General features: G+C 65.2%; 24 protein-coding genes and 1 tRNA gene. 16 read left to right on the top strand and 9 right to left on the bottom strand.

Features of this window, described 5'->3' with window-relative positions; translation table 11 throughout:
• The first annotated feature begins 45 nt into the window (after nt 1-45).
• The 4 genes from JAO73_RS03530 to JAO73_RS03515 all read left to right on the top strand — a co-directional run bounded on the left by JAO73_RS03530 (nt 46) and on the right by JAO73_RS03515 (nt 6,617).
• A complete protein-coding gene (locus tag JAO73_RS03530) occupies nt 46-3,744 on the top strand; it encodes a PAS domain S-box protein (protein WP_198975791.1) in 3,699 nt (1,232 codons plus the stop codon).
• A gap of 55 nt (nt 3,745-3,799) precedes the next feature.
• Nucleotides 3,800-4,186 (top strand): response regulator, encoded by a 387-nt coding sequence (locus tag JAO73_RS03525; protein WP_190923274.1) that lies wholly within the window; start codon nt 3,800-3,802, stop codon nt 4,184-4,186.
• 75 nt (nt 4,187-4,261) lie between these two features.
• A complete protein-coding gene (locus JAO73_RS03520; RefSeq protein ID WP_198975790.1) occupies nt 4,262-5,029 on the top strand; it encodes an MBL fold metallo-hydrolase in 768 nt (255 codons plus the stop codon).
• A 34-nt stretch (nt 5,030-5,063) separates the two neighbouring features.
• Nucleotides 5,064-6,617 (top strand): NFACT RNA binding domain-containing protein, encoded by a 1,554-nt coding sequence (locus tag JAO73_RS03515; RefSeq protein ID WP_198975789.1) that lies wholly within the window; start codon nt 5,064-5,066, stop codon nt 6,615-6,617.
• A gap of 116 nt (nt 6,618-6,733) precedes the next feature.
• Here the strand turns inward: JAO73_RS03515 and JAO73_RS03510 are convergent.
• Nucleotides 6,734-6,815, bottom strand: a tRNA-Leu gene (locus JAO73_RS03510).
• 197 nt (nt 6,816-7,012) lie between these two features.
• Between JAO73_RS03510 and JAO73_RS03505 the strand changes: the two genes are divergently transcribed.
• Nucleotides 7,013-7,477, top strand: coding sequence for a low affinity iron permease family protein (locus JAO73_RS03505; RefSeq protein ID WP_198975788.1), 465 nt, complete (start codon nt 7,013-7,015; stop codon nt 7,475-7,477).
• A gap of 85 nt (nt 7,478-7,562) precedes the next feature.
• Here JAO73_RS03505 and JAO73_RS03500 read toward each other — a convergent pair whose 3' ends face one another.
• Complete coding sequence (locus JAO73_RS03500) at nt 7,563-8,231, bottom strand: Dps family protein (RefSeq protein WP_198975787.1); 669 nt, start codon at nt 8,229-8,231, stop codon at nt 7,563-7,565.
• Nucleotides 8,232-8,348: 117 nt separating this feature from the next.
• Here JAO73_RS03500 and JAO73_RS03495 point away from each other — a divergent pair, with 117 nt between their 5' ends.
• Nucleotides 8,349-9,077 carry a VIT1/CCC1 transporter family protein gene (locus JAO73_RS03495; protein ID WP_198975786.1) on the top strand — a complete coding sequence of 243 codons (729 nt, stop codon included), beginning with the start codon at nt 8,349-8,351 and terminating at the stop codon, nt 9,075-9,077.
• Between the two features lie 58 nt (nt 9,078-9,135).
• Complete coding sequence (locus JAO73_RS03490; RefSeq protein ID WP_198975785.1) at nt 9,136-9,966, top strand: polyphosphate kinase 2 family protein; 831 nt, start codon at nt 9,136-9,138, stop codon at nt 9,964-9,966.
• Between the two features lie 108 nt (nt 9,967-10,074).
• Here the strand turns inward: JAO73_RS03490 and JAO73_RS03485 are convergent, their stop codons facing one another.
• Nucleotides 10,075-11,865: an ABC transporter ATP-binding protein gene (locus JAO73_RS03485; protein WP_198975784.1), complete on the bottom strand. Its 1,791-nt coding sequence runs from the start codon at nt 11,863-11,865 to the stop codon at nt 10,075-10,077.
• 84 nt (nt 11,866-11,949) lie between these two features.
• Nucleotides 11,950-12,321 (bottom strand): DoxX family protein, encoded by a 372-nt coding sequence (locus JAO73_RS03480; protein WP_198975783.1) that lies wholly within the window; start codon nt 12,319-12,321, stop codon nt 11,950-11,952.
• Between the two features lie 352 nt (nt 12,322-12,673).
• Here JAO73_RS03480 and JAO73_RS03475 point away from each other — a divergent pair, with 352 nt between their 5' ends.
• On the top strand, nt 12,674-13,036 hold the full coding sequence (locus JAO73_RS03475; RefSeq protein WP_198975782.1) for a hypothetical protein: 363 nt from the start codon (nt 12,674-12,676) through the stop codon (nt 13,034-13,036).
• A 48-nt stretch (nt 13,037-13,084) separates the two neighbouring features.
• Nucleotides 13,085-13,351: an antitoxin VbhA family protein gene (locus tag JAO73_RS03470; protein WP_198975781.1), complete on the top strand. Its 267-nt coding sequence runs from the start codon at nt 13,085-13,087 to the stop codon at nt 13,349-13,351.
• 42 nt (nt 13,352-13,393) lie between these two features.
• Here the strand turns inward: JAO73_RS03470 and JAO73_RS03465 are convergent, their stop codons facing one another.
• Entirely contained in the window at nt 13,394-14,413 is a 1,020-nt protein-coding gene (locus JAO73_RS03465) for a chemotaxis protein CheB (protein WP_198975780.1), read from the bottom strand.
• Nucleotides 14,414-14,573: 160 nt separating this feature from the next.
• Between JAO73_RS03465 and JAO73_RS03460 the strand changes: the two genes are divergently transcribed.
• Nucleotides 14,574-17,624, top strand: coding sequence for a CheR family methyltransferase (locus tag JAO73_RS03460; RefSeq protein WP_198975779.1), 3,051 nt, complete (start codon nt 14,574-14,576; stop codon nt 17,622-17,624).
• A gap of 7 nt (nt 17,625-17,631) precedes the next feature.
• Here the strand turns inward: JAO73_RS03460 and JAO73_RS03455 are convergent, their stop codons facing one another.
• Together JAO73_RS03455 and JAO73_RS03450 are read right to left on the bottom strand one after the other, a co-directional pair.
• Nucleotides 17,632-17,838, bottom strand: coding sequence for a hypothetical protein (locus JAO73_RS03455; RefSeq protein ID WP_198975778.1), 207 nt, complete (start codon nt 17,836-17,838; stop codon nt 17,632-17,634).
• 76 nt (nt 17,839-17,914) lie between these two features.
• Nucleotides 17,915-18,112: a hypothetical protein gene (locus JAO73_RS03450; RefSeq protein ID WP_198975777.1), complete on the bottom strand. Its 198-nt coding sequence runs from the start codon at nt 18,110-18,112 to the stop codon at nt 17,915-17,917.
• A gap of 348 nt (nt 18,113-18,460) precedes the next feature.
• Between JAO73_RS03450 and JAO73_RS03445 the strand changes: the two genes are divergently transcribed.
• The 6 genes from JAO73_RS03445 to JAO73_RS03420 all read left to right on the top strand — a co-directional run bounded on the left by JAO73_RS03445 (nt 18,461) and on the right by JAO73_RS03420 (nt 23,916).
• Nucleotides 18,461-18,880, top strand: a complete 420-nt coding sequence (locus JAO73_RS03445) for a hypothetical protein (RefSeq protein WP_198975776.1) — start codon at nt 18,461-18,463, stop codon at nt 18,878-18,880.
• A 78-nt stretch (nt 18,881-18,958) separates the two neighbouring features.
• Nucleotides 18,959-19,363 (top strand): hypothetical protein, encoded by a 405-nt coding sequence (locus JAO73_RS03440; RefSeq protein WP_198975775.1) that lies wholly within the window; start codon nt 18,959-18,961, stop codon nt 19,361-19,363.
• Nucleotides 19,364-19,573: 210 nt separating this feature from the next.
• Nucleotides 19,574-21,952, top strand: a complete 2,379-nt coding sequence (locus JAO73_RS03435; RefSeq protein WP_198975774.1) for a PAS domain-containing sensor histidine kinase — start codon at nt 19,574-19,576, stop codon at nt 21,950-21,952.
• A 156-nt stretch (nt 21,953-22,108) separates the two neighbouring features.
• Complete coding sequence (locus JAO73_RS03430) at nt 22,109-23,224, top strand: cytochrome-c peroxidase (protein WP_198975773.1); 1,116 nt, start codon at nt 22,109-22,111, stop codon at nt 23,222-23,224.
• A gap of 92 nt (nt 23,225-23,316) precedes the next feature.
• Nucleotides 23,317-23,553: a heavy metal-binding domain-containing protein gene (locus tag JAO73_RS03425; protein ID WP_198975772.1), complete on the top strand. Its 237-nt coding sequence runs from the start codon at nt 23,317-23,319 to the stop codon at nt 23,551-23,553.
• Between the two features lie 147 nt (nt 23,554-23,700).
• A complete protein-coding gene (locus tag JAO73_RS03420; protein ID WP_190923295.1) occupies nt 23,701-23,916 on the top strand; it encodes a heavy-metal-associated domain-containing protein in 216 nt (71 codons plus the stop codon).
• Nucleotides 23,917-23,985: 69 nt separating this feature from the next.
• On the opposite strand, the gene JAO73_RS03415 is transcribed toward JAO73_RS03420, so the two are convergent.
• Nucleotides 23,986-25,098: a T9SS type A sorting domain-containing protein gene (locus JAO73_RS03415; protein ID WP_198975771.1), complete on the bottom strand. Its 1,113-nt coding sequence runs from the start codon at nt 25,096-25,098 to the stop codon at nt 23,986-23,988.
• A 72-nt stretch (nt 25,099-25,170) separates the two neighbouring features.
• Nucleotides 25,171-26,919: a glycosyl hydrolase 53 family protein gene (locus JAO73_RS03410; RefSeq protein ID WP_198975770.1), complete on the bottom strand. Its 1,749-nt coding sequence runs from the start codon at nt 26,917-26,919 to the stop codon at nt 25,171-25,173.
• Nucleotides 26,920-26,984 lie beyond the last annotated feature (65 nt).

Below are 26,984 nucleotides of genomic sequence, written 5' to 3'. Positions count from 1 at the left end.
GTGGTTATATTAGCAGGAAATTCAACAGGCAGGACGCGTTATTGTATGGCTTCATTCCCGGCTGCTTCTTCGACTCGCCCCGTGGCGCCGCCGCTGACAGCGCTGCTCGACCAACTGGGGCAAGTGTACGTGCTGCTCGACGTGGTGGGCACCGTCATGGACGTGAACGAAGCCTTCCTGGCGCTCACCGGCTACACGCGCAAGCAGGTAGTGGGCCGCATCGGCTACGAGATGTTTACGCCCCAGGCCGAGCGCGCAGCCCAGCACCAAGCCTACCTGGAGGCCATTGCCAACGAAACCCTCGCGCCCAACGCCGAGCGCCCCGTGCTCACGCGCACCGGGCAGCTCCGGCAGGTGCACTGGCGCACGGGGTTCACGCGCGACGTGGCCGGCACCATCACGGGCATGTGGATGGCCGGCGAAGTGCCCAACGAGCAGCTGCTGGCCAGCCCCGCCTTGGCCGGCGACAGCACCCACCTGCAAGACTTTCTTGACAATGCCCAGGACCTGGTGCAGCACCTGAGCGCCGACAACGGCTTCCTGTTTGTGAACAAGGCCTGGAAGGAAAAGCTGGGCTATTCCGACGCCGAGCTGGCCACCCGCACCCTGGCCGACGTGGTGCACCCGTACTACAAGGCCAAGCTGCTCTACCAGCTGCGCAACCTCTACGACGGCGAGCCCGTGAACAAGGTCGAAACCGTGTTTCTGACCAACCAGGGCAAGCCCGTGCACCTCATCGGGAGCATGAGCGTGGTGCGCGAGGAAGGCCAGCCGGTGAGCAGCCGCGCCATTCTGCACGACATCACCGACCGCATCAAGGCCGAGCGCCTGCAGAAAGTCTACTATAGCATCGCCAACCTGGCCATCTCGGCCAAGGACCTGCCCAGTCTTTACGGCGCCATTCACCGCGAGCTGAGCAAGATTATCGAAACCAGCAACCTGTTCATTGCCCTGTGCGACGACGCCCGCACGCAGTTGCAGTTTGCCTACCACGTCGACCAGCACCCGCAACACCGCCCGCTGGGCGCGCTGCCGTTCAGCAATGGCGTGTCGGAGTACATCATTGCCGGCGGCCAGCCCCGCTACCTCACGCACACCGACTTTCAGCAGCTGGTGCGCAGCGGCACCGTCACGGCCCACGGCCTGGTGCCCGAGGTGATGCTGGCCTCGCCGCTGAGCATCGGCGACCGCATCATCGGGGTGCTGGCCGTGCAGGACTACACCCGCGCCGACGCCTACACGCCCGGCGACCTGGACGTGCTGCACTTCATTTCGAACCAGGTGGCCCTGGCCATCGAGCGCAAGCGCAACGAGGAGCAGATTGGCAAGCAAACGGCCCGCCTGAACGCCATTTTTGAAAGCGGCTCGCACGTGATGTGGACGGTGAACACCCGCGCCCACCTCATGAACTTCAACCGCAACTACGCGGCCCTGTTCTTGCGGCGCAACGGCACCTACCCCGTGCGCGGCCTCAACCTGTGGGAGGCCGACCTGGCCCACATGCCCGAGCACGAGCGCGACATCTTTGTGCGTCACTACGACGCCGCCGCCAAGGGCCAGGCCCAGCGCTTTGAGATGCGCCTGCGCGACGCCCGCGGCTACGACGTGTGGACCGACATTCACCTGAACCCCATTTACCTGGGCGACGGCTCGTTTGAGGAAATCTCGGCCATTGCGCACGACATCACCGAGCAGAAGCGCGCCCAGCTGGCCCTGGAGGCCCAGGAGGAGAAGTTTCGCAACATCTTCGAGTCGTTTCAGGACATCTACTACCGCACCGACGGCAACGGCCTGCTCACCATCGTGAGCCCCTCGGTGCGCGACGTACTGGGCTACGAGCCCGAAGAAGTCATTGGCCAGCCGGTGAGCAGCTATTTCGTGGACGCCGACGACATGGCCCGCGCCAACGCGGAAGCCGAGCGCAGCGGGGGCTTGCGCAACTTCGAAACCCAGATGTGGCACAAGGACGGCTACCCGGTGAGCGTGCTCGTGAACGCCCGCATGGCCACCCCGCCCGAAGGCGAGGAAGCCACCGGCGAGCCCGGCCAGTTCGGCACCGAGGGCATTGCCCGCGACGTGACCGAAATCCGGCAGATGCAGGACGACTTGCGCAAGGCCAAGGACGAGGCCGAAGCCGCCCTGGAAGCCAAAACGCAGTTTCTGGCCAACATGAGCCACGAGCTGCGCACGCCCATGAACGGCATCATCGGCATGATTGACCTGCTCGACCAGACGGTGGAAACCGAGGAGCAGCTCGACTACGTGGACACCCTGCGCAAGAGCTCCGACGCGCTGCTCACCATCTTGAACGACATCCTCGACCTGTCGAAAATTCAGGCTGGCAAGCTGCAAATTCACGAAACGGCCATCGAGCTGCAGGCCGTGATGGAGCGCATCCGGGCCCTGTTCATTTACCGGGCCGAGCAGAAGCACATTCGCTTCACCTACCACATCACGCCGCACACGCCGCGCTTCGTGATAACGGACGAGGTGCGCCTGCTCCAGATTCTGTCCAACTTGGTGGCCAACGCCATCAAGTTCACCAACGAGGGCACCGTGGCCATTGTGGTGAGCAGCGTGAGCACCGACGGCGAGCACCACACCCTGCGCTTCGCGGTGCAGGACTCGGGCATCGGCATCTCCAACGACAACGCCAGCCTGCTCTTCACCAACTTCACGCAGCTCGACACCACGCCCAGCAAGGCCTACGGCGGCACGGGCCTGGGCCTGAGCATCAGCCGGCAACTGGCCGAACTGCTGGGCGGCGAAATCGGGGTGCTGTCGGATGAGGGCGAAGGCTCGGTGTTCTGGTTCACCATCAGCGCCCGCGAGGCCGTGAGCAGCGAGCTGCCCGCCGCGCCGCAGGTGCGCGAGCCCGTGTTCCAGCCGTTTGAAGCTTCGCCGCGCGTGCTGCTCGTCGACGACAACGCCATCAACCAGAAAGTGGGCCAGCGCCTGCTCACCAAGCTGGGCTGCCAGGTGAGCGTGGCCGGCGGCGGCCCCGAAGCCATTGAAATGGTGACGGCCCCCGGGGCCGACTTCAACATCATCTTCATGGACATCCAGATGCCCGACATGGACGGCGTGGCCGCCACGGCCGAAATCCGGCGCCTGCTGGGCGAAAGCTGCCCGCCCGTGGTGGCCATGACGGCGTATTCCATGCAGGAAGACGCCGGCCGCTTCATGCGCCAGGGCCTCGACGACTACGTGGGCAAGCCCGTGAAAAGCCGCCACCTCTACGAAGTGCTGCACCGCTGGCTGCGCCCGCGCCCCGGCCGCCCCGTGGGCGAAGGGTCGGCCCTGGCCAATGCGCCGGCCGCGCCGGTTACGCTGGCCGGCGGACCGCCGCCCTTGCCCACGCCCGCGCCCGAGGTGGCTAAGGAGCCCACGCTCGACGAAACCATCCTGCGGCAGCTGGTGGAGCTGGGCGGCACCGAGTTCACGTCCGACCTCTACCAGGAGTTTGAGCAAGAGGCCGGCGACTTGCTGCGCGACGCCGCCCCCACGGCCGCCGAGGGCAATTTCCGCGACCTGCTGCCCATGCTACACCAGCTCAAAGGCACGGCCGCCACGCTGGGCGGCGTGGCCCTGGCGGCCCAGGCCCGCTACCTCGAGCACCAGCTCAAGGGCGGCCGCATGGAAGAGGGCGCGGCGGGATTTCAACTTCTGGAACATTACTTTGCACAGTTCGTAGCCGAATACCCCGGCGCCGTTGAGCGAGCCATCAGTACCCCTGCCGAATGATTTCGGTCCGTTCTTCTATTTTTCTACCCCCAACCCAATCCAACCCCCAACGCTCATGTCCGTCGATACCCAATCCAAAACCATTCTGATTGCTGAGGACAGCTCGGTGATTCTCAACCTCACCCGTAAGATTCTGGAGTTGCAGAAGTACAAAATCGTGCTGGCCAAAAACGGGGGCGAAGTCCTCAAGCAACTCGAAGCCACCCCGGTCGATTGTGTGCTCATGGACATCAACATCCCGGTGAAGGACGGCATGCAATGCACCCGCGAAATCCGCGCCCACGCCGACCCAGCCATCAATAAATTGCCCATCATCGCCATCACCGGCAACGCCAACAACTACTCGATGGACCAGTTTCGCGAGGCCGGCGTGACCGATTACCTTCCCAAGCCGCTCGACTTCGACGCCCTCGTGCGCGTGGTGAAGCAATACGTAGGCTAATTGATGAATGGGTGCGTGAATGGGCGAATGGCTCCTTGCTCATTCGCCCACTCACGCACCCATTCACTCTTTAAAATGGTTGTAACCTTCCTTGGCACGGGCACCTCGTCGGGCGTGCCCATGATAGGGTGCACCTGTGCGGTGTGCCGCTCGCTCGACCACCGCGACCATCGCCTGCGCGTGTCGGTGCATGTGGAGGTAGGCAGCCACAGCTTCGTCATTGACTCCGGCCCCGATTTTCGGCAGCAGATGCAGCGCGCCCGCATTACGCACCTCGACGCGCTGCTCTTCACGCACGAGCACAAAGACCACACCGCCGGCCTCGACGACATCCGGGCCTTCAACTTCCGGCAGCAGACGGACATGCCGGTTTTTGCCGAGCCCCGCGTGCTGCGCCAGTTGCAGCAGGAGTTTGCCTACATTTTTGCCGAAAACAAGTACCCTGGCGTGCCGCGCGTGACGCTGCACCCCATCGAGCGCGACGACGCGCCGTTTGACGTGCTGGGGGTTTCGGTGCTGCCCCTGCGGGCCATGCACCACCGCCTGCCGGTGCTGGGTTTCCGCATCGGCGGCTTCTGCTACCTGACGGATGCCAACCACATCGGGCCCGAAACCCGCGCCCAGCTCCGCGACGCCGACGTGATTGTGCTCAACGCCCTGCGGCGCGAGGAGCACATTTCGCACTTCACGCTGGCCCAGGCCATTGCGGTGCTGGAAGAGGCCGCGCCCAAGCGGGCTTTCCTCACGCACATCAGCCACCAGCTGGGCCGCCACCAGGAAGTGGAAGCCGAGCTGCCGGAGTGGATTCGGCTGGCGTATGATGGGCTGAAAGTGACGGTGTAGGAACGCATCGCGGCACATTCCTGCCGGTTTATTTATGCACACCAATTACTATTTCCTGCGCCAGCTGGCCCCCGCACTCACCGAGCGGCTGCGGGGCTTCCGCGTGGCCGTGTGTTTCACGCAGGAAAAGGATGAGCTGGTGATTGGCCTCACGGATGGCGGCAAGGAGTTCTGGCTGAAGGCGCAGCTGGGCGCTACGTTTCCGGCCCTGGCCCTGCCCGATACCTTTCAGCGCGCTCGTTCAAATTCGGTGGATTTATTTCCGGGCCTGCTGGGGGAGCAAGTGGAAAGCGTGGCCGCTTGGCCGCAAGACCGGGTGCTGCAAGTGAATTTTCGGAGCGGTGCCCGGCTGGTGTTCAAGCTCTACGGCCCGCGGCCGAATGCCATTTTTTGCACGGCGGCTGAGGCGCCCGCCCAGCTGTTTCAGCAAAAGCTGCTGGCCGACGCCGACCTGAAACCGCAAGCCGCCCCCGTACCCGTAGCAGCCGGCAAGCTGCCGCCCCCGCTGGCCGACTTGCCCCTGCGCTACCTGCGTACCCAGGGCTACGACCAGGCGCCGCCCGAAGTGAAAACCCGGCTGGTGAACCAAGTGCTGGCGCAGTTGGAAAAGCCGGCGCATTATTACCTCATTCAGCTCGATGGCCGCACCCGCCTGAGCTTGCTGCCCCTCGGCGACATCCTCGAAACGCTGCCCGGCGACGACCCCATCGGTGCCCTGCGCCGCTTCGTGCCCATGGCCCTGGGCCGGCGGGCGCTGGAGATGGAAACCAAGCAGCTGCGCCAACTGCTGGAGCGCCGTGCCGACGAAGCCAGCACGGCCGCTGCCCACGCTCGCCAGCGCCTGCACGCGTTGGCCCACGAAGCCGGCTACCGCCACACCGCCGACCTGATTATGGCGCACCTGCACGCCATTCCGGCCCGCGCCGAGCAGATTGAGGTGCTGGACTTTTACACCAACCAGCCCCGGACCATCAAGCTAAAGCCCAACGAGAAGCCCCAGCTCACCGCCGAAAACCTGTACCGCAAGGGCAAGAATCAGCAAATTGAAGAGCGCCAACTCACCGAGCGCATTGCCCGGCGCGAAGCCGAAGCCTTGACGGCCCTGGAGCGACTGGAGGAATTGGACACCCAGCCTCAGCTCGCCGAGCTGCGCGGCCTGCGCGCCTGGCGTAAGCTGCACGGCCTCGACCCCGCGCCCACGGCGGCCAAAGCCCCCACGGAACTGCCGTTCAAAGTGTTTGAAGACCGGGGCTTCACCATTCTGGTGGGCCGCAATGCCGCCAACAACGACCTGCTCACCCAGAAATATGCGCACAAGGACGACCTCTGGCTGCACGCCAAAGACGTGACGGGGTCGCACGTTGTCATCCGGCAGCGAGCCGGGCACACCGTGCCCGAACCCGTGATAGAGCACGCCGCGCAGCTGGCCGGCTGGTATTCGCGCCGCCAGCACGACACGCTGTGCCCCGTGACCGTGACGCCTAAAAAGTACGTGCGCAAGCCCAAAGGTGCTCTGCCCGGGCAGGTGCTGGTGGAGCGCGAGCGGGTGGTGCTGGTAAAGCCCGGCAACCCGTTTGAGCGCGAGTAGGGCCAAGCTGAAAAGAGCGTCATGCCGAGCGCAGCCGACACATGACATTGCCACTTCAGGAAACCAGCAACGAAAAAGCCCGCTGCAAGTACTTGCAGCGGGCTTTCCGTTTTGCGTGCGCGCGGGGAGATTCGAACTCCCACACCCGAAGGCACCACCCCCTCAAGATGGCGTGTCTACCAGTTTCACCACGTGCGCAAAAGGCAACTAAACCGGGCAATTCGGCCGAAACCGGCTTCGCTGAGGCGGCGAAGCGGGTGCAAAGATAGCCGGCGAAAACCGCACTTACCAAACATCGCCGCGCTTTTTCACCAAACTTCCATGATTCAGCAGGTTACCTTGCCGAAATTTGGCGCCTTCCGCCTTCCCTTGTTCACCTTCGACCTCTTTTCGTTATGAAATTTCCCGAAAAACCCGCTCCCTCATCCTTCTTCGGACGCATGGCCAGCGCCATCACCGAGTTTTCGGGGTCGACGCCGGCGTTTGTGATTGCGGCTGGGCTGGTGCTGGTGTGGGCCCTCACGGGGCCGCTTTTTCATTATTCCGAAACCTGGCAATTGGTCATCAACACGGGTACCACCGTCATCACTTTTCTGATGGTGTTTCTCATTCAGCGCGCCCAAAATAAAGACTCGCTGGTGCTGCACCTCAAGCTCAATGAGCTGATTGCGGCTCAAAAAGGCGCCAGCAACCGCCTCATCAACGCGCAGGATTTTTCGGAAGAAGAAATCCGGCTGCTGCACGACTTTTATTGCGCGCTGGCCGAGATGGCCAAAAAAGACAACGACTTGGGCAAGACCCACACCGTGGAGGAAGCCCAGGACAACCACAACGACAAGCTGGCCGCTCACCTGCAATAACGAAAAAAGGGCGGCCGATGGCTCCGTTGCGCCGGGCGGGCGCTTCGGTCCATCGGCCGCCCCTTGCAGGGACGCGCTTAGGCGGCTACTTGGCCTGAATCAGGGGCGAGTCGACCACGTGCTCCGACACGAACCACACCTGCATCTCGTTGGTGCGAATGAGCTGGCTCACGATGAGGTCGTTGGTGCCGTCGTCGCCGTTTTCATCGGCGGTGTCGGCGTATTCGTGACAGTTTTTGAGGAGGCGCTGGTGGGCGTCGAGCAGGCGCGACACCTGCACGGGGGCTTCTTCGCGGTCGCGCGGCACGCGCGGGATGCTGCTAAGCTCGGCCACGTCGTGGGCCATGGCCACGGCCACGCCGCCCAGAATTTGGATGCGCTCGGCAATGGCGTCGACCAGCGTCGACTGCTCCTCGTAGTGCTTGTCGTAGAGCAGGTGCAGCTGGTAGAACGTGGGGCCCACCACCTGCCAGTGGTGCTTTTTGTACATGTCGCGCAGGGTGATGGTGTCGGCCAGCAGCTGGTTGAGGCCGGTCACGCTTTCCTGGCGGGTTTTTTCGTCGAGGCCGATGGGCAGGCGCTGGCTCACGGTGCCGTAGCGCTGGGTGGGCGCGGGGGCGTTGTTTTGCTGGCCCAGCACGGGCTGAATGTTGACGGCGGCGTTGGAACGGGCGTTTTGGCCGCTGGCCTGGGCGGCCGGGGCTTTTTTAGCGGCCGCGGCTTTGGGGGCAGCCGTTTTGGCGGAGGATGCCATAGGAATGGGAAGGAGTGAGGTGAAAGAAAACCGGAACGGGCCGGCGGCGAAAAATTCTGTTTCTGCGTACGTAAAGCACCCCGTCGGGTTAAGGTTGCCTTCTTGTAAACGTGTTCCATGACTGAGCCCCGTACCACGGCCCCCGCGCTGGCCGAAGACCCGCACCCCGAATTGCACATGACCAGCTCGGCCATGCTGCAGGACATCGTCATCGGCCTCTCCGATGGGCTGACCGTGCCGTTTGCGCTGGCCGCGGGCCTGAGCGGGGCCGTGGCCTCGTCGGGGCTGGTCATCACGGCAGGGCTGGCCGAAATTGTGGCCGGCAGCATTGCCATGGGCCTGGGCGGCTACCTGGCCGGCCGCACCGAGGTAGAGCACTACGCCTCCGAGCTGGACCGCGAACACCGCGAAGTGCGCGAAGTGCCCGAAAAAGAGCGCGCCGAGGTCGACGAGCTGCTGGCCGACATGGGCCTGTCGGAAGCCACCCGCCGCCAGGCCGTGGCCGAGCTCACCGCCGACCCCGAGCAATGGGTGAAGTTCATGATGAAGTACGAGCTGGGTCTTGAAGAGCCCGACCCCAAACAGGCGCCCAAAAGCGCCGTCACCATCAGCCTGGCCTATGCGCTGGGCGGCCTCATCCCGCTCAGCGCCTATTTTCTCACCAACTCGCCCACGCAGGGGCTGGTGTGGTCGGCGGCCATCACGCTGGTGTGCCTGCTGGTGTTTGGCTACTTTAAAAGCCGCATGACGGGCCAGCCGCCGGTGGCGGGCGCCATCAAAATGGCCGTGGTGGGCGCGCTGGCAGCGGCCGCGGCGTTCGGCATCGCGCGGGCGGTGGGCGGCTAGCCGCGCGGCCCTGCGAACAACCGCCGTTTTACCTTCCCTGTGTTTTCAGTACCGTTTCATGAATTTCAAGCTCCCCAAAACACCCGCCGTCTACGTCAAGAGCAAGTCTTTTCGCCTGGCCGACGTGGGCCCGGACGACATCACGCCCTTTGCCAACCGGCCCGACGATAAATCGGACGTGGCGCCGCGCCTGCTGGAGCTGCGCCGCCGCCTGAGCGAGTTGCAGGAACTGCTCTACGCCGAGCACCGCCGCAGCCTGCTCATTGTGCTGCAGGCCATGGACACCGGCGGCAAGGACGGCGCCATCGAGAACCTGCTCACGGGCGTGAACCCGGCCGGCGTGCAGGTGGCCACCTTCAAGGCGCCCACCACCGAGGAACTCAAGCACGATTTTTTGTGGCGCATTCACGCGCAAACGCCCAAGCGCGGGCACATTGGCGTGTTCAACCGCTCGCACTACGAGGACGTGCTCATCACCCGGGTGCATGGCCTGATTGATGCAAAAACCTGCCAGGAGCGCTACGACGACATCAACCACTTCGAGCAGCTGCTGACCCGCAACGGCACGGTGGTGCTCAAGTTCTTTCTGCACATCTCCAAAGACGAGCAGGCCCAGCGCCTGCAGGCCCGCCTCGACGACCCCGCCAAAAACTGGAAATTTGACCCCAACGACCTGAAGGAGCGCGCCTACTGGGACGACTACCAGCAGGCCTACCAAGATGCCATGCGCCACTGCTCCTCGGAGGACGCGCCCTGGTTTGTGATACCCGCCAACCACAAGTGGGCCCGCGACTTGGCCATGTCGGAAATAGTGGTGGCCGCCCTGGAAGCCATGAACCCCCAGCCGCCGAAGCCCGATTTCGACCCTAAACAGCAGGTAATTGTATAAGACCTGGGCCTGGCATGATGTTGTTAGAAGCGCGCATGTGCGGACGCCACTTGCAAAAAAGCCCCGACGCCGGATGGAGTCGGGGCTTTTTTATGTTTGCCAGAGCCGCTACACGGCTACCGCGCTGGTAGCCGCGGTTTCCTTGCGCTCGCCAATCTGCTGGCGCCACATGGCGTAGTAGAGGCCTTTTTGCGCCAGCAGCTCTTCGTGGCGGCCCTGCTCGGCCACGGTGCCGCGCTCCAGCACAAAAATGCGGTCGGCGTGCAGAATGGTGCTGAGGCGGTGGGCAATGAGGATGGTCATGTGCTGACGCGAGCCCGAGAGCTCCCGCACCGTCTTGCCGATTTCTTCTTCGGTGAGGGAGTCGAGGGCCGAAGTGGCTTCATCGAACACCATGAGCGTGGGCTTGCGCAGCAGCGCCCGCGCAATGCTGAGGCGCTGCTTTTCGCCGCCCGATACCTTCACGCCGCCCTCGCCAATTACGGTGTCGAGGCCCAGCGGGGCGCGGGCCAGCAGCGAGTCGGCCGCGGCCTGGCGCAGGGCCAGCAGGCATTCCTCGTCGGTGGCCTGCGGAGCCACAAAAAGCAGGTTTTCGCGGATGGTGCCGCTGAACAGCTGCGTGTCCTGCGTCACGAACCCGATTTGCTCGCGCAGTTCGTCGAGGTCGATTTCGGCGCCGGGAATGCCGTTGTAGAGAATGCGGCCCGAGAGGGGCGGGTAGAGGCCCACCAGCAGCTTCACCAGCGTGGTTTTGCCCGAGCCCGAGGGGCCCACGAAGGCAATGGTTTCGCCCAGCCGGGTGCTGAAGGAGATGTCGGACAGGGCCGGCCCCTTGGCCGTGAGGTGCTTGAAGCTGACGTGCTCGAAGGCCAGGTCGTTGATGTGCGCCACCGACTTGGGGTGCGCGGGCTTCACGTCCTTGGGCGTGTCGAGGATGGTCTGGAAGTTGCCCAGCGAAATCTCGGTTTCGCGGTATACCCCGATGATGTTGCCCAGCTCCTGCAACGGCCCGAAGATGGAGAACGAGTAGATGAAGAAGGAGAAGAACTCGCCCAGGCTGATGTGGTTTTGCACCCGCAGGTACAAGAGCAGCAGGATGATGATGTTGCGCAGCAGGTTCACGAAGGTGCCCTGCACGAAGCTGAGCGAGCGCAGGTAGCGCACCTTTCGTAGCTCCAGCTTCAGGATTTTGTCGGTGGTGGCGTTCAGGCGCTCGGTTTCCTGCTGGGCCAGGCCCAGGCTCTTGATGAGCTCGATGTTGCGCAGGCTTTCGGTGGTGGAGCCGGCCAGGGCCGTGGTTTCGGCCACAATGGTTTTCTGAATCACCTTGATGCGCTTGCTCAGGAAAAAGCTCAGAATGCCCAGCAGCGGAATGGTGAGAAAATAGCCCAGCGCAATGGGCCAGTACACCGTGACGGCGTACCACATCACGAACACAATGCCCACCAGGGCCGTGAACAGCACGTTGACGAAGCTCTGAATGAGCTTTTCCACGTCGATGCGCACCTTCTGGAGCTTGCCCAGGGTTTCGCCCGAGCGTTGGTCCTCAAACACCTGGTAGGGCAGCTCCAGCGAGTGGCGCAGGCCGTCGGAGTACATTTTGGCCCCCAGGCGCTGGGTGATGACGTTGACGTAGTAGTCCTGAAAGTTTTTGGCAATGCGCGACACCATGGCCACGCCCAGCATGATGCCGATGAGGGGAATGGCTTCCCAGAAGAACGGCCAGAACTGCACCAGCCGCACCCCGGCCACATCGGGGTACTTGGCCGTGAAGTGGTCGACGAGCTGGCGGAAAAAGTATGGGTCGAGCAGCGAGAACACCTGGTTGACGGCGGCCAGCACCAGGGCCAGCACCAGCAGCGGCCAGTAGTTGCGCAGGTAGCTATAGAGTATTTTCATGAGAGCACAAGTAGCCCGGCCGGGCCGGCCAGAAGGCAAGCAACCCGGCCGGGCGGCAATGGTTTGGGAAAGAGGGCGGCGCAGTTACAGTGCCCGGGGCACGGGGCGGCTGCGCAGCACCAGCACCACCACCAGCAGCACCAGCGCCACAATGGCCGGCACGCCCTTGGCCAGGCCGCCGGGAATTTTGGTGGCGTGCATAAACACCGCGCCCAGCATGATGACGATGAGGCCCAGGGCCGCCGGGCGCACCGTGCGCGGCACCAGCAGCCCGATGCCGCCCAGCAGCTCAGCCACCCCGATGAAGCCGCCAAACCAGCCCGGCAAGCCCAAGCTGCCAAACATTTTCATGGTGGCGTCGAGCTGCATTAGCTTCGAGAAGCCGCCATAGATGAACATGGCGGCCAGCAGGGCCTGCAGAATCCAGGCAATGACGTTGCGTACCGATGGGCTCATAAACGAAAAAGAAAAAAGGGTGAAACAAGCCGCGCGGCAGGGCACCGCGCCGTGGATGGCCAAATTACCGGTTTCCGGCCAACTGCCTGCGGCAGACGCAGGGCCGGCAGAAATGTTTTAAGGGCAACGTGGGAAAGGGCAAGGCCTGCCAAGGAATGGGCCAAATGGAATTTATCCGAGGTTGAGTTTCAGTATTTTTCGCAGGCACAAACCCGTACTTATCCCCTGTTTTTACAATATAGGATTACGGAAATTTGTAAAGCTAGGGGTAGCACCCTCTCGCTGAACATATTGTGCCAGGCGCCACGCTACCGATTCTCAGGCTGCCGAGTCCTTATTCCCTTTCCGTTTTATGACCGTTGTGTATCACGAACTGCTGCCCGACAGCTACCTGCTCATCCTGGCCCCCAGCCGCTCCGACGAACCCGAAGCCGCCCTGGCCCACTCCCTGCACTGCGCCCAGCGCAGCGGCAAACCGGCCGTGTGGGTCGACTGCGGCATGTTGCACTCCCTCTCCGACGAAGCGGCTCAGCTGCTGTGGGGCGCTCACCACCAGCTCGAAGAAAAACATTCCCAGCTGGTGCTGGTGCACGTGCCCGAGCGTGTGAAAAAAGACCTGCTGAAGCGCGAGCTGGGCCCGGCGCCCTGCATGGTGCCCACCCTGCTCGACGCCGCCCGCCAAACGGCCCAGCAGCGCGACGACCAAGCCGTCTGAGTGGTTGCTTCCCTTCGCCTTATCCCTATTCAGCTGCAGTTCATTCTTATGTTACCCGCCTTCTTTGGTCCGATTCCGGACGACTTGCCGGCCGACCAGCGCGCCCATTGGCAGCGCCGCCAGCTCACCGCCCGCAACACCCTCGACATTCAGGCCTTGACCGGTACCCCGGCCAACGCCGATACCGTGGCGTCGCTGCAACGCTACGTGCGCGGCGAAATCACGCTGGCCCAAGCCATTGACCAGGTGCGCGAGCAAATGGCGCAGGAACACCAGAACTACCGCCAGTTTCTAAACCGGCGCAACATCATTTAGGCACCGCTTCGGCCGCGGGCTTTCCGGAAACCCGTGCGGCGCTCAGCCTGCGGACGTGCCCTTCGGGGCGTTGCCCGTGTTGCCATTCAGCAAGAACTCGCGCAGGCGGTTGATGTGCTTTTTGATTTCTTCGATGCGTTCTTCCTGCTGCACCGGGTAGGGGCCCGCGCCGCGCGCGGCCATGCTGCTGAGCAGGTTTTTGCGTTCCTCCATCATGCGAAGGGCCACCCAGAGGGTTTCTTCCAGGGTTTGCTGGGCGCTGTGCAGCAGGCCATCGGCCGTGAAGGCGTGCCCGGTGTGGCACCGGTAGCGGAGCAGCTTGCCGTTGTTCACCTCAAACAAGCTGCCGCCGCAATCGGGGCAGGTGAGGGGCACGGGATGTGCAATTTGCAGTACCTCGTCGGTGGTTCCCACAACTCTTTCCGCAATGGCGGCCTCCTGCTTCAGGTCTTCGGGTACTTCTCCTTTGCGTTCGGGCAGGGGGCGGGCGGTTATCTCTTCCAGCAGCGCACCCATCATATGCAGCGGCACCACGTAATCGACGTCCACGTTGCGGAGGGCGGTTTCGGGCATGCTGGGGTATTCGGCCTCGTGGGGGTCTTGCACCACGGCGAGGCCGCCGCAGCGCTTGATGAATTCGAGGCCGGCGGCCCCGTCGTGCAGCATGCCGGTGAGCACCACGCCCACCACGCGCGACCCGAAGGCCACGGCGGCCGACCGGAACAGGGCGTCGGCGGCCGGGCGGTAGTGGTTTTCGCGCGGGCCCTTGGTCACGAGCAGGTGCGGCGTGCTGCCGTCTTTGGCCAGCAGGTGGCGGTCGGGGGGCGCGAGGTAGAGGGTGCCGGCCTCAATGGGGTCGCCATCGGCGGGCAGGCGGCAGGCCATGGGGCTGTGGCGGGCCAGTCGTTCGACGAAGTGTTGGCCGTCGGCATCGGTAGAAAAGTGTTGCACCACCAGCACGGCGGCGGGCAGCGTGGCCGGCAGCTGGCCCACTAGCTGGACCAGTGCCGGCATGCCGCCGGCCGACGTGCCGATTACAATCAGGTGGGAAGGAGCGGGCATGGAGCAGGGCAGGAAACGGAGCTAGCGTACTACGCAAAATTGGGCAAGTGGGGCGTTGGTGGCAGGTTTTTAAGATAAAAAGATAAATTTGTTGCAGGCAGCCGACGGGCTCTGGCCCCGTTGCGCATTTGTTTTTTCCGGTCCGCCGGTCCTGCTGCCCATGCCCCACCCGATGAACCCCAACGACCTGACGCCCTCCACCGACGAGCCTGGCATCGTTGTCACGCCGCCCGAAGAGTTGCCGCGCGACGGCGTCGGCCCGCCCGCGCTGCTGCGCGAGGCCAGCCGCCCCGACGAAGCCGCGAGCGACAAGTTCCCGCTGGTGGGCATCGGCGGCTCGGCGGGGTCGTTGGCCGCGTTCGAGCAGTTTTTTCGGGCCATGCCGCCCGACAGCGGCATGGCCTTCGTGGTGGTGACGCACCTGCTGCCCGACCAGCCCTCTGAATTGCCGCAGGTATTGCAGCGCTTCACCCCGATGCCGGTGCTGGAAGCCGAGGACGGCCTGCGCGTGCGCCCCAACCACGTCTACGTCATTCCGCCCAACCGCGACATGAGCATCCTGCACGGCACGCTGCTGCTGTTTGCGCCCACCCAGCCGCCGGGCCGCCGCCTGCCCATCGACATCTTTTTTCAGAGCATGGCCAAGGACGCCCGCGAGCGGGCCGTGTGCGTGGTGTGCTCGGGCCTGGGCACCGACGGCACCCTGGGCCTGAAGATGGTGATGGAAAACTTTGGGATGGTGATGGTGCAGGACCCCGCCACGGCCGAGTACGACGCCATGCCGCGCTCGGCGCTGGCCACCGAGTTTGTGGACTACGTGCTGCCCGCCGAGCAGCTGCCGGCCAAGCTGCTGCACTACGTGCGGCACCCCGACACGCGCCCCCGCCGCGACGAGCCCGAAAGCGTGAGCAAGCCCGCCCACGCCCTGCAGAAAATTTTCCTGCTCGTTCGGGCCCAGACCGGGCACGACTTTTCTTACTACAAGCGCAACACGGTGTTTCGGCGCATCGAGCGGCGCATGAATTCGCACCAGATTCAGGAGTTCACCCTCTACGTGCGCTACCTGCAGGAAAACCCCGCCGAAGTAGAGGCCTTGTTCAAGGAATTGCTGATTGGGGTGACCAAGTTTTTCCGCGACCGCGAGGCCTACGATATCCTCAAGGCGCGGCTGCTGCCGCTGCTGCGCCAGAAACCCGCCGACAGCGTGGTGCGCGTGTGGGCGCCGGGCTGCTCCACCGGCGAGGAAGCTTACTCGTTGGCCATGACGCTGCTCGAGTGCCTCGACGGCGTGGACCGCCAGAAGTACCTCAAGATTCAGCTCTTCGCCACCGACATCAACCCCGACGGCATTGGGTTTGCCCGGGCCGGGCTGTACCCCGACAACATCGTGGCCGACGTGAGCCCCGAGCGCCTGCGCCGCTTCTTCACCAAAACCGACGAAGGCTACCGCATCAAGAAGGACGTGCGCGACGCGGTGGTGTTTGCCGTGCACGACCTCAACAAGGACGCGCCCTTCACCAAGCTCGACCTGCTGGTGTGCCGCAACCTGCTCATTTACCTGAGCGCCGAGCTGCAGCGCAACCTCATCCCCGTGTTTCACTACGCCCTCAACCCCAACGGGCTGCTGTTTCTGGGGCCCAGCGAAAACCTCACCGGTTTCCAGGACTTGTTTCAGAGCCTGGACGTGAAGTGGAAGATTTCGCGGCGTACCGACACGCCTTCCTCCGTCACGCGCCTCGCGGCGTTTCCCTTCACCCTGGCCCGGCAGCAAGCCCCTTCCGCGCCCGCATCCGCTTCCGGCTCCATGAACCCGAATTCCGTTCGCAAGGAAGGCACCTTTGCCACCCTGGTGCAGCGCGTGCTGCTGCGCCACTACACCCCGCCCGCCGTGGTCATCAACGGCAAGGGCGAAATCATGTACGTGAACGGCCGCACCGGCCGCTACCTGGAGCCGGCCCCCGGCCTCTCGGGCATGAACGTCTTCGACATGGCCCGCGAGGAGCTCAACTACGAGCTGAGCGCGGCCGTGCACAAGGCCGTCGCCACCCGCGAGCCCGTGGTGGCCGACCACGTGAAGCTGCGCCTCGACACCGGCGTGCAGCTGGTGCGCCTCACGGTGAAACCCCTGGAAGAAAGCGAGCAGCTGGCGGGCCTGCTGCTGGTGGTGTTTGAGGAGCAGCCCACGCCCCACAAGGTGCGCCTGGGCAAAGCACGCCTCGCCACCGACCCCGGCCACGACGCGCAACTGCAAGCCCTGGAAAAGGAGCTGCAATACACCAAGCACCGCCTCCAAACCACCATCGAAGAGATGGAAAGCAGCGTGGAGGAGCTCAAGAGCACCAACGAAGAGCTGCAAAGCGCCAACGAGGAGCTGCAAAGCACCAACGAGGAGGCCATGACCAACAAGGAGGAGATGCAGAGCCTGAACGAGGAGCTGATGACCCTGAACATGCAGTACCTGAGCAAAACCGAGGAGTTGAGCCAGGCCGCCAACGACATGAAGAACCTGCTCGATGCCACGGAGATTGCCACCATCTTCCTCGACAACGACATGGTGATAAAGCGCTTCACGCCGCCGGTGCACCGCATCATCTCGCTGCTGCCGGCCGACGTGGGCCGCCCCATCACGCACTTTGCCAGCACGCTGCGCCACGAAAGCCTGGCCGCCGACGTGCAGCAGGTGCTCGACCGCCTGGTGAGCGTGGAAGCCAACATCCAGACCACCCGCGGCGAGTGGTACGCCATGCGCATCCTGCCCTACCGCACCCTCGACAACTACATCAGCGGGGCCGTCATCACCTTCACCGACATCACCGGCCTCAAAACCCTCGAAGCCCAGCTGCAGGAAAGCGCCCGCTTTGCCGAAAGCATTGTGGAAACCATGCGCGAGCCCCTGCTCGTGCTCGACGCCCAGCAGCGCGTGCTGGCCATCAGCGGCGCGTTTGCCGAGCTTTTTGGCCTCGACGCGGCGGCGGTGAAAGGGCAGCCCCTGCGCGAGCTCGACGGCGGCGTGTGGCAGCAGCCCGTGCTGCGCCGCCGCCTCGACGAGGCGCTGGCCCACCCCGGCGCGCCCTTCGAGGACTTTGCCTTCGCGGCCGAGTTCCCGCGGGCCGGGCGGCGCGCGTTGCGCCTCTACGGCCGCAGCCTGATGAGCCACGGCGCGCGCACGGGGCCCCTGCTGCTGGGCGTGCGCGAGGTGCAGGAAGAGTAGCGGGCCGCTACCGGCCGGCCCGATGCGCGGGCGAAAACGCCGTGACCGGGCGGTCGAGCAGGGAGCAGTAGGGGCAGCGCGGACGGGGCTGGCCCGTGCCGGGCACGCGGTCGGCCGGGGCAATGCTGCGGGCCACGGGGCACTCGTCGTTGTCGTGCCACACCTCGGTGAGGGCGATGCCGCGCAGGGGCGAGTAAAAGGGAGGAATACGCATAAGCCGAAAACCACACGAGGCAGAAAAACGCCTTATTAGTATAAGCAGATATGCTTACCAAACGAGGGGCCCGCGTTTAGGTTGCGGCTTCGTCGAGGGCGCGGCGCACGTCGGGCCAGCTCAGCTCGCCGGCCACGTAGCGGGCGTAGAGGTGCTGGGCGAAGGGAGTGGCTTTGGTTTTGAGTCGGGGGTGGGTGAGCTGCAGCTGGCGTAGCACGTTGGCGCGTTGCTGCGGCGTTTGGGCATTGGGGCCGAAACGAGGGTCGTGAGGCATTGGTAGAACGCCGTGGATGGAAAGGAGCCAAAGCGCAGGGCAAATTTCCGGGGAGGACTGCTTGCGCGCCAAAGGGCTAATACGGATATTGAAGGTGGTAAATACCCAAAATGCGGGCGAAACGCCGCGCCCGGCCGGTTCCTTGTTCGGAAAGGTGCCGGAGCCGTCGGTTGACCTTCTGCGTAGTTTCGCGCCCACCGAAAACAAGTCCGCGCGGCCCCGGGCCGGACCGGGGAGCGGCCCTACCGCCCGCTGCCGGTCCACACAAAAAAACGCGCCACCGGGCTACACCCGATGCCTCCGGCGAATAACTTGCCGCTCCCTTCCCTTGCCACTCTGCCATTCCCCATGCCCGGTTCGCCCTCGCTGCACCTCGACTATCGGCCCGACCTCGATTTGCTCACCGGCCGCTGGCTCTTCGACCCCGACCCCGAACAGCTGCGCCAGGACTACGAAGACCTCCTGAAAGAAGGCCTCTACTGCGGCGCTCAGCGCTGGCTGCTCGACCTGCGCCGGCGCCCCGCCCTGCCCGTGGGCCTCACCGACTGGATGGAAACCACCTGGCTGCCCCACCTCCTGGGCGTGGCGCCGCCCGACCTGCGCATTGCCTTTTGGCTGCCGCCGCAGCGCGAAGTGTTGCGCCGCGCCGCCCCCGCCCTCAACGCCCGCGTGGAAGAGCTGCTGCGCCAGCCCGGCGCCTACCGCCTCCGCCTGTTCGAGAACGAGGCCCTGGCCCTGGCGTGGCTGCTGGCGCCCGCCGGCACTTGAAGGCCGGCGCCCGGCACCGGGCCGTGTGTAGCTTTGGCCCCGGCCGTGGTGGCCGTCTTGCTTTTTAGTTGTTGTCCCGTGGAATTCGCTTACCGGCCCGACCTCGACCTCTTCACTGCCCGCTGGCTCAGCCTCACGCAGGCCGCCGCCACCACGCAGGCCGAATACAACCTGCTGCTGCAGGCCCCCGAGGCCCTGGGCACCCCGCACTGGCTACTCGACGTGCGCCGCCGGCCCATCATTACGCTGGAGTCGGCCCGCTGGGTCACCGGGGAGTGGCTGCCCCGCGCCGCGGCCCTGCTGAACCCCGCGCGCCTGCGGGTGGCCTTCCTGGTGGCGCCCGTGCGCGCCGAGAACCTGCGCGACGACCCCGCCCTGCGCGCCGTGATGGAAGCCGCCTACGCCCCTGGCCACGCCTTCGACCTGCGCACCTTCACCGACGAGGGCGCCGCCGTGGCCTGGCTGCTGGGCCGGCTGGGGTAGGAGCGGTGCCCCCGCTGCACATCCGGCTACGAGCAGGGAAACGGCCGCCAGCCGCCGGCCAGCAAAGCCCGCGCGAAAGTGGGTGGGCACGTGCGAAAAAGATAAAATAGGGTTTAGGTAAAAAGGGTGGGCTGGCGGATGTAAAACGTTCATTTTTATGCGGTAAGTACTGGTTTTACGTATCTTTTCCCTCCTCTCTCCCCGCATGCCATGGCTTCCGACCATACCCCTCCGACTCCGTGGACCAACCCCGCCGACCCGCACGAGGCGCTGCGCGCCCTGCGGGCCCGCGCCGAGCAGCGCCGCTACCTTGTGACGCAGGCCGCCGAGCAGCACACGCCTGACGAAGTGCGGCGGCTGCTGCAGGAGCTGCAAGTGCACCAGATTGAGCTCGAAATGCAGTACGAAGAGCTGCTGCTGGCCCAGGCCGATGCCCAGGCTGCCCGGGCCGAGTACCACGACCTCTACGATTTTGCCCCCATCGGCTACTTCACCCTCAGCCAGGGGGGCACGGTGGAACAGCTCAACCTGTGCGCCAGCCAGCAGTTGGGCGCGGTGCGCCAGCAGCTGTTGGGCCGGCGCTTTGCCCTGTTTGTGGCGCCGGCCGAGCGCCTGGCATTCGGGCAGTTTCTGGCCAGGGTGTTTGCCAACGGGGGTACCCAGAGTGCCGAGTTTTCTTTGCAGCGCGAAGACGGCAGCACCTTCTACGCCCAGCTCGAGGGCCTGCGGGCCCAGCGCGCCGAGGAGCTGCAGTGCCGCCTGGCCGTGCTGGACGTGACGGCCCGGCGCGCGGCAACGCAGCAGCTGGCGGCCAGCGAAGCCCGGTTTCGCAAGCTCTTTGCCGACAGCAACGACGCCGTGGTGCTGCTGCAGGGCCACCAGTTTGTGGATTGCAACGCGGCCGCTTTGCGCTTGCTGGGTGCGCACGCCAAAGAGCAGCTGGTGGGCCGGCCCGCCTGGGCCCACGCCCCGGAGCACCAGCCCGGCGGCCAGCGCACCATCGACCTGTTTCGCGAAACCACCGAGGCGGCCATTCGCACGGGCTCGCAACGCTGCGAAGCGCTGATGACCAAGGTAACGGGCGAGGAAATCTGGGTCGAGGCCGTGCTCACGCCCATTGAGCTGGGAGGGCTGCAGCCGCTGGTGCACATTCTGTGGCGCGACGTGACGGCCGCCCGCGCCGCCCGCGAAGAGCTGCGCCTCAGCCAGGAGCGCCTGCAAATGGCCCTGGCCGCGGCCGAGAGCGGCGTGTGGGTGTGGGAGCTGGCGGGCCACCAGCTGCATTGGGACGCCCGCGCCCAGGCCATCTTCGGGCTGGGTTACGACCCCGGGCCGGTGTCGTTTGAGGTGCTGCGCGGCGCGGTGCACCCGCAAGACCTGGTGGAAATGGCGGTGGGTCTGAAACGCTCCCTGGCCGAGCACCGCCCCTTCGATTTGGAATACCGCATTGTGTGGCCCGGCGGCACGGTGCGCTACGTGGCCGCGCTGGGCAAGGTGGTGCACGACGAGCAGGGCCACCCGCTACGCCTCATCGGCATCATGCACGACGTGACGCCCCGGCGCGAAGCCGAAAACGCCCTGCGGCGGGAAAAAGACTTCACCGAAAGCCTGCTCGACAACTCCGTCGATGGCATCCTGGCCCTCGACCGCCACGCCCGCATCACGGCCTGGAACGCCGAGGCGGCCCGCTATTTTGGGCTGGAGGCCGCCGCCGTGCTGGGCCGCCCCCTGTTCGACGTGCTGCCCTCCCTGAGCGAAACCGCCTGCCTCGAGGTGAGCCGGGCGCTGGCCGGCGAGCGGGTGACCTGCCTGGCCCAGCCCTTTCTCGTGCGCCCCGGCCACTTCGACGCCTACTTGGTGCCCCTGAAAGACGACGGCGAGGACGAACCCAGCGGCGTGCTGGCCATCATTCGCGACGTGACCGACCGCGACCGCCTGACCGAAGAAGCCACCCAGCTGCGCCTGCGCCAGCAGCAAGAGGTGCTGGCCGCCATTCTGGCCACCCAGGAAACCGAGCGCAAGCGCATTGCCGAAGCCCTGCACAACGGCCTGGGCCAGCTTCTCTACGCCACCAAGCTCAGCCTGGAAAACCAGGCCGTCCGGCCCGCGGCGCCGGACGCCTCGCTCAAGCTCCTCGAAGACGCCATCCGGGCTGCGCGCACCATTTCCTTCGAGCTCACGCCCGGCGTGCTCGAAGACTTTGGCCTGCACACCGCGCTGGAAGCGTTGGTGAAACGCATGGGGCCCACCGGCCTGCCCGTGCGCCTGCACCTGCTGGGCCTGGAGCAGCGCCTGGCCGCGCCGGTCGAAATTGCGGTGTACCGGGTGGTGCAGGAGTTGCTCAACAACGTGATGAAGCACGCCGACGCCACCGAGGCGGTGGTGCACGTGGTGCGCGAAGGCCACCGCCTCGAAGTGAGCGTGGAGGACAACGGCCGCGGCTTCGACCCGAGCACGCTGGCCAGCCAGCCGCTGGCGGGCATTGGCCTTTCGGGGGTGCGCAACCGGGTGGCGCTGCTCGGCGGCGAGCTCAGCATTCAGTCGCGGCTGGGCCAGGGCACCATCGTCAGCTTCGAGCTGAACGTGTGAGGCGCTTTCGGACTGATATTTGCGGCGTTAGCGGCCCGGGAATTTCGGCGACAAAAGCCCGGCGCCGGGCGATGTTTGCGAACCTATTCGCGGGCGCCGTTGTACGTTTGCAGGCACATGGTTCGGCTTTGCCAGCCACACAGTTAGCGTTGTTTTATGCGGTTACACACGTTTACTTCTCGGATGCTGGCGGCGGGCGCCGCCGTGTTGCTGGGCTTGGCCGGCTGCAAACACGACGCCGACTTGGTGGACCCCGAAGGCCCCGTGGTGAAACCCACGGCCTACGTGCTCGACGTGCCCCGCTACTTCCCCACGCTGCCCGCCGAGCCCGCCGACAACCCCCTCACGCAGGAAGGCGTGGCCCTGGGCCGCCAGCTGTTTTATGAGAAAGCACTGTCGCTGAACAGCCAGGTGGCCTGCGCCAGCTGCCACCGCCAGGAGCTGGCCTTCACCGACGGTCTGGCCCGCTCCGCGGGCGTGAACGGCAGCCAGACGCGGCGCAGCGCCATGGCCCTGAGCAACCTGGCCTGGGAGCCCAAGCTGATGTGGGACGGCTCGGCCACCGGCCTCGAAACCCAGGCCCGCCTGCCCATCGAAAACCCGCTGGAAATGCACCAGAGCCTGAGCGCCGGCGTGGCCCGGCTGCAGGCCACCAGTACCTACCCGGCCCTGTTTCGCAAGGCTTTTGGCAGCAGCACCATCACCGAGGCCAATACCCTCAAGGCCCTGGCGCAGTTTGAGCGCACGCTGGTGTCGAGCAACTCGCGCTACGACCAGTTTCTGAACGGCAACCGCACCGCCCTTACGCCAACCGAGCAGGAGGGCCTGGTGCTCTTCACCACCCACCCCGACCCGTTGAAACGCATTCGGGGCGGCAACTGCGGCGACTGCCACTCCGGCCCGCTGCAAACCAACCTCACCTTCAGCAACAACGGCCTCGACGCCACGCTGACGGATTTGGGCCTGGGCGCCATCACCGGCCAGGCTTCCGACAACGGCAAATTCCGGGTGCCGTCGCTGCGCAACATTGCCCTCACGGCGCCTTACATGCACGACGGCCGCTTTCCCACCCTCGACTCGGTGCTGGCCCACTACAACGAGCACGTGGCCCTGGGCACCCCCAACCTCGACCCGCAGATACAAGTGGCCAGCAACACCGTGGGCGGCACCCGCCTCGACCTGACCAAGGCCGAGAAAGCCAAAATCGTGGCTTTTCTGCGCACCCTTACCGATTCCACCTTCATCAAGGACCCGCGCTTCGCCAAGCCCTAGGGCCATGGAGCCGGCGCGGGGCGCGGTGCGTAAATTTGCGGTTCGGTGCGGCCGCCGGCACTTCTGCCGCGGGTGTTGCCACCGCCTGCCATATGCGTTTTTCCTTTCGCGCCATCTTCTTTTTGGCCTTGTCGGCTGGGCCTCTGCTGCTGAGCAGCTGCGAGCAGCAGAAGCCCGCCGCTGCCGCGCCTGCTACCGGCACCAGCACGCCCGCCCCGGCTCCGGCCGCCCAAGCCCGCTACGAGTGCCCCATGGGCTGCGCCGGCAGCCAGAGCAGCCAGCCCGGCAAGTGCCCCACCTGCGGCATGGACCTGGAAAAGAAGTCTTAAGCCGGTAGCCGGGCTGGATTCTGCAAGTTTTGGCCGCAATTTTATGCCCCGGCCGGGCCGGCAGCGGGTAATTTTGACGCGCTGAATGGGGTTATACCCCAGCGACCGGCCGCCTCGTGCCGGCCTTCACTTTCAATTTGCTTCGTCATGTCCACGCTTCGTTTCAAAACCACCATCAACTGCGGCGGCTGCATCAAAGCCGTGACGCCCTCGCTCAACCGCGAAGTAGGCGCCGACAACTGGCAGGTCGACACCGCCAACCCCGACAAAATACTCACCGTGACCGGCCCGCAGGCCACCGCCAGCCAGGTGGTGAAAGCCGTGCAGGACGCCGGGTTCGAGATTCAGCCGCTGGCGCAGTAAGCGCCGGAGCAGGCAATAAAAAAGGGCGCTTCCGCATCGGAAGCGCCCTTTTTTGTTCTTACTGCCCGGCTATTGCACCACCACTTTGCGGCTGGTGAGCTGGTCGCCCACTTGCAGCTTGACGAGGTAGGCGCCGGCGGGCAGGCTGCCCAGCGGAAACTGCTGCGCGCCGCTCTGCTCGGCCGCGGCCAGGGAGCGCACGCGCTGGCCCAGGGCGTTGTACACGGCCAGCGACACCGGCTGGCGGCCGGCCGGCACAGTGTAGGCCACCGTGGAGGAAGCCGCCGAAGCCGGGTTGGGATACACCTGGAAGTCGAGGCCGCTGGCCACGGCGTTGCGGTTGGCCAGCACGCCCGTGCCCAGCGCAAACGCCACCGCCTGCGTGCCGGCAATGGCCGTGAAGTCGGGGTTGCTGCCGAAGGCCGTGGTGCGGCCCGCCACCTGCGGAATCACGTCGGCGGTGATGAAATTGCCGTTGCTGTCGGTGAAGGCCGCGAACAAGTCGAGGCGGCTGCCGGCGCCCACCGTGGTGCTGCCGTTGTTCAGCGCCGACAGCGGAATCTCCACCTCGACGCCCGTATTGGTGGTGTTGGCGGCCAGCGACACGGTGTTGGTGTAGGCGAAGCGCGTGCCGGTGAGTACGGCCGTGGTGGCCGTTACCACGGTGCCGCTCTTGTTGCCCTGGCCCACGTAGGGGTCGGTGCCCACGGGCGAGGTGCCCGTGCCCGTCACGTACGACACGGCGCTGAAGTACACGTCGCTGGCGCTGGGGCCCACCACGGCCCGGATGCCGTAGTCCACCTGCAGGTCGAGGGTGGGGCGGTGAGCCAGCGGCGAGCCCGTGTCGAGGCCGCCGGGCAGCTGGGTGCCAGCAGGCACGCCCGGGCGGGCGGGGGTGTTGAAATATAGAATGAACGAGCGGTAGGCGCCGGCCGTGGACGACTCGCCCGAGCCCACCAGCATCAGGTTGAGCGTGGTGGCGGTGTAGCCCACGTAGAGGGCTTTCAGGCCGCGGTCGGGGTCGAGGTGTGTGCCGGTGTAGGAGCCGGCCAGCTGGTACTTGCCCACGCCCGTCCCGATTTCCGTTGCCGAAGCCACGCCGTCGACCGTAAACTGAGCACTGGCGGTGAGCGAGGCCGCCGTGAGGGCGCCCATCGCAAGGAGAGTACGTAAAGGTTTCATGGGAATTTGGGTGTAAAGGTGAAAAAATAGAACGTAGGCTAGGTGAAAAGCGGCAAGGCCGGGTGTTGGTTTTTACAGCTGCACGATTTTGTGAAACTCTGTGTAGTCGCCGAGCGAGATTTTCAGCAGGTAAGTGCCCGCCGCCAGCGCGGGCGCATCCCACTGCAGCGCTTGCGCGCCGGCCGCCAGGCGGCGGGGGGCCTGTACCACGCGCAGCAGCTGCCCGCTGAGGCTGAACAACGACAGCTGCACGGTCTCGGCCCGCTCCAGGGCGAAGCGGATGGTGCGCGCGCCGGTGGCGGGGTTGGGGTACACCTGCGCCACCGACCGGGCCACGGCCGCCGCGGGCGAGGTGGCCGATACGGCCGTGGCCACAAACTCCACGTCGTCGAGGCTGGCCGTTTCGTTGGCGTGGGCGTTGGAGCGCAGCCCGATTTCGCACTGCCCGTTCGTGACCACGATGCCCGGCACTTCCACGCGCTCCCAGTTGCCGGTGGCGGGCAGGGTGGTGGCCCGCTCGGTGCCGCCAAAGCCGCTGGCGTAGAGCTGGCACTGCGTTTGGCCGCCGCTGCTTTGGCCCCAGGCCCGCAGGGTGTAGGTGCCGTTGGGCAGGTTGGTGAGCAGCTGCGAGGTGCGCACCTGGTAGGGAGTGGCGCGCTGGTGCCCCAGCTGGTAGGAGCTGGAGTAGCCGTAAAACTGGGTCAGGTCGGCGTCGGCGTCGCCGGTGGTGGTCCAGCCCAGCACGGTTTGGGTGGCGCCGGTGTACTCAAACCCGGGGTTGTAGACGAGGCCGCGGGTGGGCGGGGTGTTCAGAAAGGCATTGAGCGCCGCCGTGGGCCGGCCGCTGCTGCTCCACATGCCCAGGCCGTAGTTCATCCAGTTGTAGGCCTGCGGCTCCCAATAGAGCACGCCCAGGCCCTTGCCGCCGGGCACGGCGCGCACCTTGTCCAGCAGGTCGAGCAGCATTTGCTGGGTCGGGATGGGGCGGTTGGCGGGCATGCCGGTTTCCACCACCATCACCTCTTTGCCGGGGTAGCGGGCCACCATGTCGTTCAGGTTGGTTTGAATCTGGGCGTTGAGGGTGGGCCAGTTCACGTCGGTGGGGTAGTGCGACATGCCGATGACGTCGAAGCGCGCGCCTTTCAGCACCAGGTCGTCGAACACGTTGCGGAAGTAGGCGTTATTGAAGCCGTTGGCAATGTGCACAATGACTTTGCTCGTGGGGTTCACGGCCTTCACGGCGGCGTAGCCTCGGTCAATAATCTGGGCGAAATTCTGCGGGTTGAGGGAGCGCCGGCCCTCGGGCCACAGCATGCCGTCGTTGGTTTCGTTGCCCACCTGCACCCATTCGGGCACGATGTTGTTGTCTTTCAGCGAATCCAGCACGTCGTAGGTGTGGTCGTACACGTCGGTCAGCAGCTGGCTGAAGGAGTGGCCGGCCCAGGCGGCGGGCTTGGTTTGCTGGCCGGGGTCGGCCCAGCTGTCGCTGTAGTGGAAGTCAATCATGAGCCGGAAGCCCAGGTTGCGGGCCCGAATGGCTTTGGCGATGACGTCGTTTTTGCCGTTCCAGCCGCCGGCCGGGTTCACCCACACGCGCAGCCGAATGGCGTTCATGTCATGGTCGCGCAGCAAGCGAAACAAGTCCTGCTGCACGCCCGCCTCGTTGTAGAACAGGTAGTTGGCCCGCTCCATCTCCGTAATCCAGCTGATGTCGGCCCCCTTGGCAAAGGGCACTGGCGTTTGTGCTTGGGCCGCCGGCCCGCCCCCGCCAAACACGGCTAGCAAGGTCAAGAGCAGGAAAAGGAGTACGGGTTTGGTCATGTCAGGAAGGGGGAATGGCGGCCGCGTAGCCCACCCAACAAGACAGGCGGGTACAGGGATTTGAA

The organism is Hymenobacter miniatus (assembly GCF_016427455.1).
GTDB classification, from domain to species: Bacteria; Bacteroidota; Bacteroidia; order Cytophagales; family Hymenobacteraceae; genus Hymenobacter; species Hymenobacter armeniacus.
Note: the sequence above shows the minus strand (reverse complement) of the source record. Positions and strands in the feature narration are given on the sequence as shown.